At 76.5% G+C, this 7,602-nt stretch carries 9 protein-coding genes; 5 read left to right on the forward strand and 4 right to left on the reverse strand.

What is annotated here, in order from left to right; all coding sequences use genetic code 11:
* The first annotated feature begins 23 nt into the window (after positions 1–23).
* The gene (locus E1283_RS27925; RefSeq protein ID WP_132820939.1) at positions 24–437 is read left to right on the forward strand and encodes a VOC family protein; all 414 of its coding nucleotides are present in this window, start codon (positions 24–26) and stop codon (positions 435–437) included.
* 12 nt (positions 438–449) lie between these two features.
* Here E1283_RS27925 and E1283_RS27930 read toward each other — a convergent pair whose 3' ends face one another.
* Positions 450–1,028, reverse strand: a complete 579-nt coding sequence (locus E1283_RS27930; protein WP_132820940.1) for a TetR/AcrR family transcriptional regulator — start codon at positions 1,026–1,028, stop codon at positions 450–452.
* A 119-nt stretch (positions 1,029–1,147) separates the two neighbouring features.
* Here E1283_RS27930 and E1283_RS27935 point away from each other — a divergent pair, with 119 nt between their 5' ends.
* Positions 1,148–1,930, forward strand: coding sequence for an SDR family oxidoreductase (locus tag E1283_RS27935; RefSeq protein ID WP_132820941.1), 783 nt, complete (start codon positions 1,148–1,150; stop codon positions 1,928–1,930).
* A gap of 38 nt (positions 1,931–1,968) precedes the next feature.
* Here E1283_RS27935 and E1283_RS27940 read toward each other — a convergent pair whose 3' ends face one another.
* Together E1283_RS27940 and E1283_RS27945 are read right to left on the reverse strand one after the other, a co-directional pair.
* Positions 1,969–2,607 carry a DedA family protein gene (locus E1283_RS27940; RefSeq protein WP_132820942.1) on the reverse strand — a complete coding sequence of 213 codons (639 nt, stop codon included), beginning with the start codon at positions 2,605–2,607 and terminating at the stop codon, positions 1,969–1,971.
* On the reverse strand, positions 2,604–3,251 hold the full coding sequence (locus E1283_RS27945; protein WP_132820943.1) for a class I SAM-dependent methyltransferase: 648 nt from the start codon (positions 3,249–3,251) through the stop codon (positions 2,604–2,606). Before E1283_RS27945 ends, E1283_RS27940 begins: the two co-directional genes overlap by 4 nt.
* A 115-nt stretch (positions 3,252–3,366) precedes the next feature.
* Here E1283_RS27945 and E1283_RS27950 point away from each other — a divergent pair, with 115 nt between their 5' ends.
* Together E1283_RS27950 and E1283_RS27955 are read left to right on the forward strand one after the other, a co-directional pair.
* Positions 3,367–4,626, forward strand: a complete 1,260-nt coding sequence (locus E1283_RS27950; RefSeq protein ID WP_132820945.1) for a sensor histidine kinase — start codon at positions 3,367–3,369, stop codon at positions 4,624–4,626.
* Positions 4,623–5,294 (forward strand): response regulator, encoded by a 672-nt coding sequence (locus E1283_RS27955; protein ID WP_132820944.1) that lies wholly within the window; start codon positions 4,623–4,625, stop codon positions 5,292–5,294. Before E1283_RS27950 ends, E1283_RS27955 begins: the two co-directional genes overlap by 4 nt.
* Here the strand turns inward: E1283_RS27955 and E1283_RS27960 are convergent.
* Positions 5,218–6,435, reverse strand: a complete 1,218-nt coding sequence (locus E1283_RS27960) for an MFS transporter (protein WP_207930550.1) — start codon at positions 6,433–6,435, stop codon at positions 5,218–5,220. The two genes, E1283_RS27955 and E1283_RS27960, sit on opposite strands and share 77 nt — an antisense overlap.
* Positions 6,436–6,523: 88 nt before the next feature.
* Here E1283_RS27960 and E1283_RS39095 point away from each other — a divergent pair.
* The coding region (locus E1283_RS39095; RefSeq protein WP_243745153.1) for a DUF5937 family protein at positions 6,524–7,602 on the forward strand (1,079 nt) is incomplete at its 3' end.

Below are 7,602 nucleotides of genomic sequence, written 5' to 3' on the forward strand. Positions count from 1 at the left end.
CCCGCTCCCCGAAAGGTGACCCCATGCCACTCGACGCCGCCGCGCACCTCCGCGTCGCCCGCCCCTCCCTCGACCTGGCCGCCGCCGAGCGGTTCTGGGTCTCGGGGCTCGGCCTCGACGTCCTTCACCGGCACACGACGGACGGCTCGTCGCCCGGCGAGCACTCCCTCCTGATGGTCGGCTGGCCCGCCGCCCCCTGGCACCTGGAGCTCGTCCACGACCCCGCCGACCCCGTCGAGCCGCGCCCGACCCCCGAGGACCTGCTGGTGATCTACCTCGGCGAGCCCGTTCCCGACCCGCTCGTGGCGCGCCTCGCGCGGCACGGCGGCCGGCGGGTCCCCGCGCACAACCCCTACTGGGACACCTGGGGCGTGACCGTCCTCGACCCGGACGGCTACCCGCTGGTGCTGTCCACCCGCGGCTGGTCCAACGCGTAGCCGGGCGGCCGCTCAGTCGGTGCCGAAGGCCGCGGCGGCCTCGAACGCCTCCGCGACCACGGCGTCGAGCGGGGTCGCCGCGTCCGTGCCGGCCCAGTGCTCCACGACGGTGGTGGCCACGTTGATCAGCAGGCCGGCCGTGACCCGCGCCCGCAACGCCGTCTCCGCGCAGCCGAGGCGGTCGGCGACGAGGGGGATCAGCGTCTCCTGCGCCTGCCGGCCGGCGGACAGCCAGCTGGCCCTGAGGGCCGGCTCGGCGAGCACCACCGGCACGACGCGGCGCCAGAACGCGTCGTCGTGGTGGGCGGCCGACCGCAGGATGGCGGCCCGCGCCGCGACGGCCAGCGGCTCGTCCTCGGGCTGGCGGGCCAACTCGCCCGCCAGGTCGAAGACCCCCTGGATCAGCAGCGGCGTGAGCGCCTCCTCCTTGACGGGGCAGTGCCGGTAGAAGGTGCGCAGCGAGATGCCGGCCGCCTCGGCGATCTCCTCCACGGTGGTGGCCGCGAACCCCTGGCGCTCGAACAGCTCGGCGGCGCGCTCGCCGATCTCCCGCCGGGTCTCGGCCCGACGCCGCTCCCGCAGTGTCGCCATCGGCGCTCCTCCCCCTCGGTCGCTCGCCGTGCACAGTCTGACACATTCCCGCTTGTTGGCACGTTGTGCCATATCGGCATACTCTGGCGGCACATCGCGAGCACAGGGAAGTGATCATCGTGGCCGGAAGGACTCATCTCGTCACCGGAAGCGCGTCGGGCATCGGCAGGGCGACCAGGGAGCTGCTGGAGTCCCGGGGCGACCGGGTCGTCGGCGTGGACGTGCGGGACGCCGACATCGTCTGCGACCTCGCGGACCCCGGGCAGCGCGCCGGGCTCCGGGAGCGGGTGGCGGCGCTGGCTCCGGCCGGGATCGACGCGGTGCACGCCGTCGCCGGCGTGGCCGTGCCGCAGACGATCACGGTGCGGGTCAACTTCTTCGGCGCCGTCGCCACGCTGCGGGAGCTGCGCGAGCTGCTGACCGGCTCGGCCGCGCCGCGGGCGGTCGCGGTGTCCTCGCTGGCCGCGCTGACGCCCGTCTCACCGGAGCTGCTCGCGGCGCTCCGCGCCGAGGACGAGGCGCGCGCCATCGAGGTGTCCGACGCCCTGGTCGAGGGCGGCGAGGGCGGGTTGATCTACTCCACCACCAAGCGCGCGATCGCCGAGTGGGTGCGGGAGCGGTCCGTGACGCCGGAGTGGGCCGGCGCCGGCATCCCGCTGAACGCCGTCGGTCCCGGCGTCATCCGCACGCCGATGACGGCCGAGCTCATGGCCTCGCCGGAGAGCCGCGAGGCCCTGTTCAGGGGCGCGCCCGTGCCGCTGAACGGTCCGGCCGAGCCGATCAACGTCGCCTACCTGCTCGCCTGGTTGACGAGTGAGGAGAACCGCCACACCACGGGACAGGTGATCTTCTCGGACAGCGGCGCCGACGCGACGCTCCGCGGGCCGCGGATCTTCGACTGACGCCGGTGCACGGCGCCGACGCCGACGCCGGCCACCGGTCAGCCGGAGGAGACGGCCTCGTGGTCGGGGCCCGAGCGCCAGCGGTGCCAGCGGCGCAGCCCGACGACGGCCACCAGCAGCGCGGCCAGCGACGTGAGCACGACGAAGCCGCGGGTGCCCCACGAGATCACCCGGTCCAGGGACTCGGCCGCCAGATAGCCGGCGACCGCCTCGCCCGAGGCCCAGAACACGGCGGCCAGCACGCTGTAGGGCGCCATCCGGCGGTACGGCAGCCCGCCGGCCCCCACCAGGTAGGGCGAGACGGTACGGGCGATCGGGATGAACCGGCAGATGAACACGGCCTGCGCGCCACGGCGTTCGGTGAGGCGTCGGGCGTGGCGCCAGGCCGGCTCGGGGATGCGGCGGCCCACCCGGCCGGTGTAGAGGCGGTCGCCGAGCGAGCGCCCGGTGCGGTGGCCGAGCGCGTCGCCGCAGACCACCGCGCACACCGCGACCAGGATGACGACGAACAGGTTCAGGGTGTCGGCGCGGGACAGCGCGCCGGCGGTCAGCATGGTGGTGAGCGTCGGCACGAACGCGCCGATCAGCAGCACCGACTCGGCGAACACGATCGCCGCGAGCAGCGCGTAGGCCGGTAACGGAGGCACGTCGCCGAGCAGGTCGGCGAGGCTGTTCACCCGTCCGCCGGGGGCGAGTCGAGCCGCCAGACGCGCGCCGGCGGCAGGTTGGCGAAGACGGTGGTGAACCGGGCGGCGTGCCGGTCCTGGTAGCCGGCCAGCACCTGCTCCACGGCGCGGTGCCTGGCGCTCTCGGCGCGGGAGGAGACGGCGGCGCGCAACGTGCGCGTGCCGGTGTAGGCGAAGTAGGTCAGCGCACCGCCGGGGTGCAGGAGTTCCAGGTAACGGCTCATGATGGCGTCCACCTGTTCGGGCCGGAAGTTGGTGAACGGCAGACCCGAGACGATCACGTCGTAGCTGCGGCCCGTGTCGAGTTGCTCCACCAGCGTGTGGTGCACCTGAACCCGGTCGGCCTCCCCGGCCGTCAACTCCCGCAGCCTCGCGACGAATCGGGCGTTCGCCTCCACGACGTCAAGCCTACTGCCGGCGCCGAGTAACGGCATCAGCTCCCGGGTGACTGGCCCGGTGCCCGCCCCGACCTCCAGGACGTTCCACGCGCCCGGGCCGCGCTCCCGGAGCGGCGCCGCCAGCGCGGCCGCCAGCCGGCGGCCGCTCGGGGCTATCGCCCCGGTGGTGCGGAAGCCACGCAGTGCCTCCGCGAGGAACAGGGTGGTGCCGCCGTTGGGGGAGGGGGAGGTCGCCATGGGGTCGACGCTAGGAAGTGCGACCCGCGTGCGGATCGGTCGAAGTGCGACCCCTGACCCCTACGAAAGTAGGGGGTGCCGGCCGGGCGCCAGCGCCTACCATCGGCGGGTGGGGATGAGGCGAGCGTCCGAGTGGCCGTGGTGGGTCGAGGCCATGGTGGTGGCCGTCGTCGCCACGGTCTCCGTGTCGGACGCCAGCGTCGCGGCCGGCGGCGGGAGCGCCGCCTTCGGGTCGATGACCGTGTCGTTCGTCACATCGACGGTGTTGCCGCTGCGGCACCGCTGGCCGGTGCCGGTCACCGCGGTGGCCGTGATCGCCGCCGGCGGCTGGGGCACGATGCTGCCGCTGCTGCTGCTGACGTTCCACCTGGCCGCGCACGGCCGGATCCGGCAGGCGGTCGGCGCCGGCGGCGTGGCCCTCGTCGTCAACGCGCTGGTGCAGCCCGCGCTCAGCCTGTGGACGCCCCGGGCGTACGGGCCCTGCGCGCTGTTCTGCGTGGCGCTGGCGCTCGGGCTGTGGGCCGGCAGCAGCCGCCGGCTGGCCGACGCGCTGGCCAGCCAGGTCGAACACCTGCACAGGGAGCGGGAGTTGCGGGAGAGCGCGGCACGGATCTCCGAGCGCACGGCGATCGCCGCCGAGATGCACGACGTGCTGGCCCACCGGCTGAGCCTGATCGCCCTGCACAGCGGGGTGCTGGCCACCCGCACCGAGCAGCTGCCGCCGCCGGTGGCCGACCGGATCCGGCTGCTGCGCGCCGCGTCGACGGACGCCCTCGGCGACCTGCGGGACGTGCTCGGCGCGCTGCGCACCAGGGACGACGACCGGCCGGGCTCGCTGGCCCCGGCACTGCGGGAGGTGGGCGAGCTGATCGACGAGGCCAGGGAGGCCGGGCAGGAGATCGAGGCGCAGATCGACGGACCCGCCGAGGAGGCGCCGGCCGCGCACCGGCTCGCCGTCTACCGGCTGGTCCAGGAGGCGGTGACCAACGCGCGGAAGCACGCGCCGCGGGCCCCCGTGCGGGTGCGGGTGCGGTACGACACCGCGGCCACCAGGGCCGAGGTCACCAACAGCGCGCCGGCGGGCGGCGCGGCGGCGCCGGCCGTGCACTCCGGCTACGGCCTGGTGGGGCTGCGGGAGCGGGTGCGGGCGCTGGGCGGCGCGCTGGACGCGGGGCCGACCGGCGGCGGGGCCTGGCGGGTCGCCGCGCACATCCCGGTGCAGCCGGCCGCCGAGCAGCACCCTCCCCCGGCCAACGCCGGGAGGTGCCCCCAGGGCACCCACGGCACCCACGGCAGGTCGGCGGAGTACCGGATGACCGGCGGCCGGGCGGCCGCGGTGGAGGCCAGGCGCGACCAGAACGGGGCCCGCTCGTGATCCGCACGATGATCGTCGACGACGACGCGCTCGTCCGGCTCGGCCTCGCCGACCTGTTGGACGCCGATCCGGGCGTCACGCTGGTGGCCCAGGCGGCCGACGGGCTGCAGGCCGTGGAGCAGGCCACCGCGCACCGCGTGGACGTGGCGCTGGTGGACGTGCGGATGCCGCGGATGGACGGCATCGCGGCCACGGCGAGGCTGCGTGCCCTGCCGCACCCGCCGCGGGTGATCACGCTGACCACGTTCGACCTGGACGAGTACGTCTACAACGCGCTGGCCGCCGGCGCCGACGGCTTCCTGCTGAAGGACAGCGACCCGGCGGACATCCTGCGGGCCGTGCACCTGGTGGCGGCCGGCTCGGCGATGCTGCACCCGACCGCCGCGCGGCGGCTGATCGACCGCTACCACCACACGGCCCGCCCGCAGGCGACGGCGGCGCAGGCGCGGATCGAGCGGCTCACCCCGCGCGAGCGCGAGGTGCTGTCACTGCTGGCGGACGGCGCGACCAACGCGGACATCGCGGTCGGGCTCGGGATGCGGGAGAGCACGGTCAAGGCGCACGTCAGCAGGATCCTGATCGGCCTCGGCGTCAGCAACCGGGTGCAGGCGGCGCTGCTGGCCCGGGACGCCGGGCTGCCGCCCGGCTCCCGGCCCGGCCGGTCCTGAGCTGGAGCGCGAGCACCCCGGCCGCGGTGGCCGCGGCGATCAGCGGGGCGGCGGTGAGCGGCAGCACGCCGACCGCGAGCGAGCCGAGGCCGAAGCCGGTGCCCTGGACGACGAAGCCGATGGCGAAGCCCTCGGCCCGCCGCCCGGCCGGCAGCAGCTCCTGGAGCCGCACCGAGACCACGGTGAGCAGCGGCCCGGTGACGACGCCGACCAGCGCCACCGCGGCCAGCAGCCCGGCCCAGCCGAGAGGGCGGGCCAGCAGCAGGGAGCCGGCGACGAAGCAGGCCAGGAAGGCGGGGGCGGCGGCGGGCGTCGGCCGGCCGCGCCAGGCGAACAGCGCGCCGCCGACGATGCTGGCGCCGCACAGCACGGCGATCACGACGGCCGCGCCCGTCCCGCCGGCGCCCAGCCGCTGGGCGTAGGCGAGCGGCGCCACCTCGACCGTGGAGAGCACGTGGCCGACGGCGAACTGGCAGCCGAACCAGCGGACGGCGGCGCGCAGCGGCAGCGGCACGTCGGTGGGCGCCGCCGCCTCGGCGGTGGCGGTGACGACGGGGGCGCGGCGCGGCAGCGCGGCCATCAGGGCGGCGGAGCCGGCGCAGGCGGCGGCCATCGCGAGGACGGGGGCGAGCTCGTCGAGCGTGGCGAGGGCGGCGACCAGCAGCGGGCCGGCGATCAGCACCGCGTCCACCAGCATGCCGTCGACGGCGACGGCCCTGGGCAGGGTGGCGTCGTCGACGGTGCGGGCGAGCAGGGAGCGGAAGCCGCCGGAGAGGCCGCCGGCGATGGCGCCCGGCACGGCGACCAGCGCCAGCAGCACGGCCGGCGGGGCGCCGGCGGCCGCGGCGCCGGCCAGGACGGTGAGGCCGAGGGCGGCGCAGCCGGCCAGCGCCACCACGCCGCGGGCCGCGCCCACCCGGTCGAGGAGCCGGCCCGAGGGGACGGCGCCCGCCGTCTGGGCCACCACGAAGACGGCCATCATCACCGCGCCGAGCCGGTACGAACCGGTGGTGGCCAGGGTCAGGGTGGTGAAGGCGAGCGGCGCCATGGCGGTGGCGAGCCGCCCGGACTGGACGCCGGCCGACCAGTGCCAGTAGCCGATGTCGCGGAGCAGGGGACGGGGAGCGGTGGCGGTCGTCATGGAGGGCAGCCTCCGGCGTGGGGCACCCGGTGCGACACTGATTCGGCCACTGCCGAATCCAACGATCCGCGAGGGGGGAGGCGTCGCCGTGATCGAGCTGGAGCTGAGCACCGCCGCCACGGGGGCGTCTCCCGGCTGGGGCAGGGTGCGGTTCGCCGTCTCCCCGCTGGACGAGACGATGTCGGCGGTCCAGGTGGCCCTCGGCCTGCGCCACCACCCCGTCTACCGGGGCTGGCTCGCCGAGGCGGCCGCGGTGGCGCGCGAGCTGCCGATCGCCGAACTCGGCCGGGTGCTGGGCGCCGCCAGCTACCTCACCGACTTCCTGGCCCCGCCGCCCGAGGGCCCGGAGACCACCGCCGAGGCGCAGCTGGCAGCCGTCCGCGCCACGCCGGCGGACCGGGTGGCCGCCGAGCTGGCCAGGGTGGACGCCGACCTGAGCGGCCTGCCGGCCGACCCGGGGGCGGCCCGCGACCTGCTGGCCGACCAGATGGAGGCGGCCTGGGAGCGGCTGGTCGCCCCGCACTGGCCGGGGGTGCGCGACACGTTGGCCGCCGACATCACGTTCCGGGCGCACCAGTCGGCGCGGGGCGGCCTGGCGGCGGCCGTGGCCGACCTGCACGAACGGGTTCGGCTGGTCGGCGACACGCTGGCGGTCAGGAGCACGACCCGGGCGCGGGTGTCGCTCGACGACCGCGGCCTGCTGCTGGTGCCGAGTGCCTTCGCGTGGCCGCGGATCGGGGTGATCATGACGCCGCCCTGGCAGCCGGCGCTGCTCTACCCGGCGCGCGGCGTCGGCGAGCTCTGGCCGGTCACGGCCGGCGAGGCGCCGGCCGACGGGGACCGACTGGCGGCCGTCGTGGGTCGCGCCAGGGCGCGGCTGCTGCTGGCGCTCGGCGAGCCCGCGTCCACCACGGCCCTGGCCCGCCGACTCGGTCTCTCCCCGGGCACGGTGTCCGAGCACCTGACGGCGCTGCGCGACCTGGGGCTGCTCGCCACCCGCCGTTCGGGGCGCACGGTCCTCTACCACCGGACGCGGCTCGGCTACCTCACCGACTTCCTGGCCCCGCCGCCCGAGGGCCCGGAGACCACCGCCGAGGCGCAGCTGGCAGCCGTCCGCGCCACGCCGGCGGACCGGGTGGCCGCCGAGCTGGCCAGGGTGGACGCCGA

The organism is Streptomyces hainanensis, assembly GCF_004348415.1.
Classification (GTDB): Bacteria; Actinomycetota; Actinomycetes; order Streptomycetales; family Streptomycetaceae; genus Streptomyces; species Streptomyces hainanensis.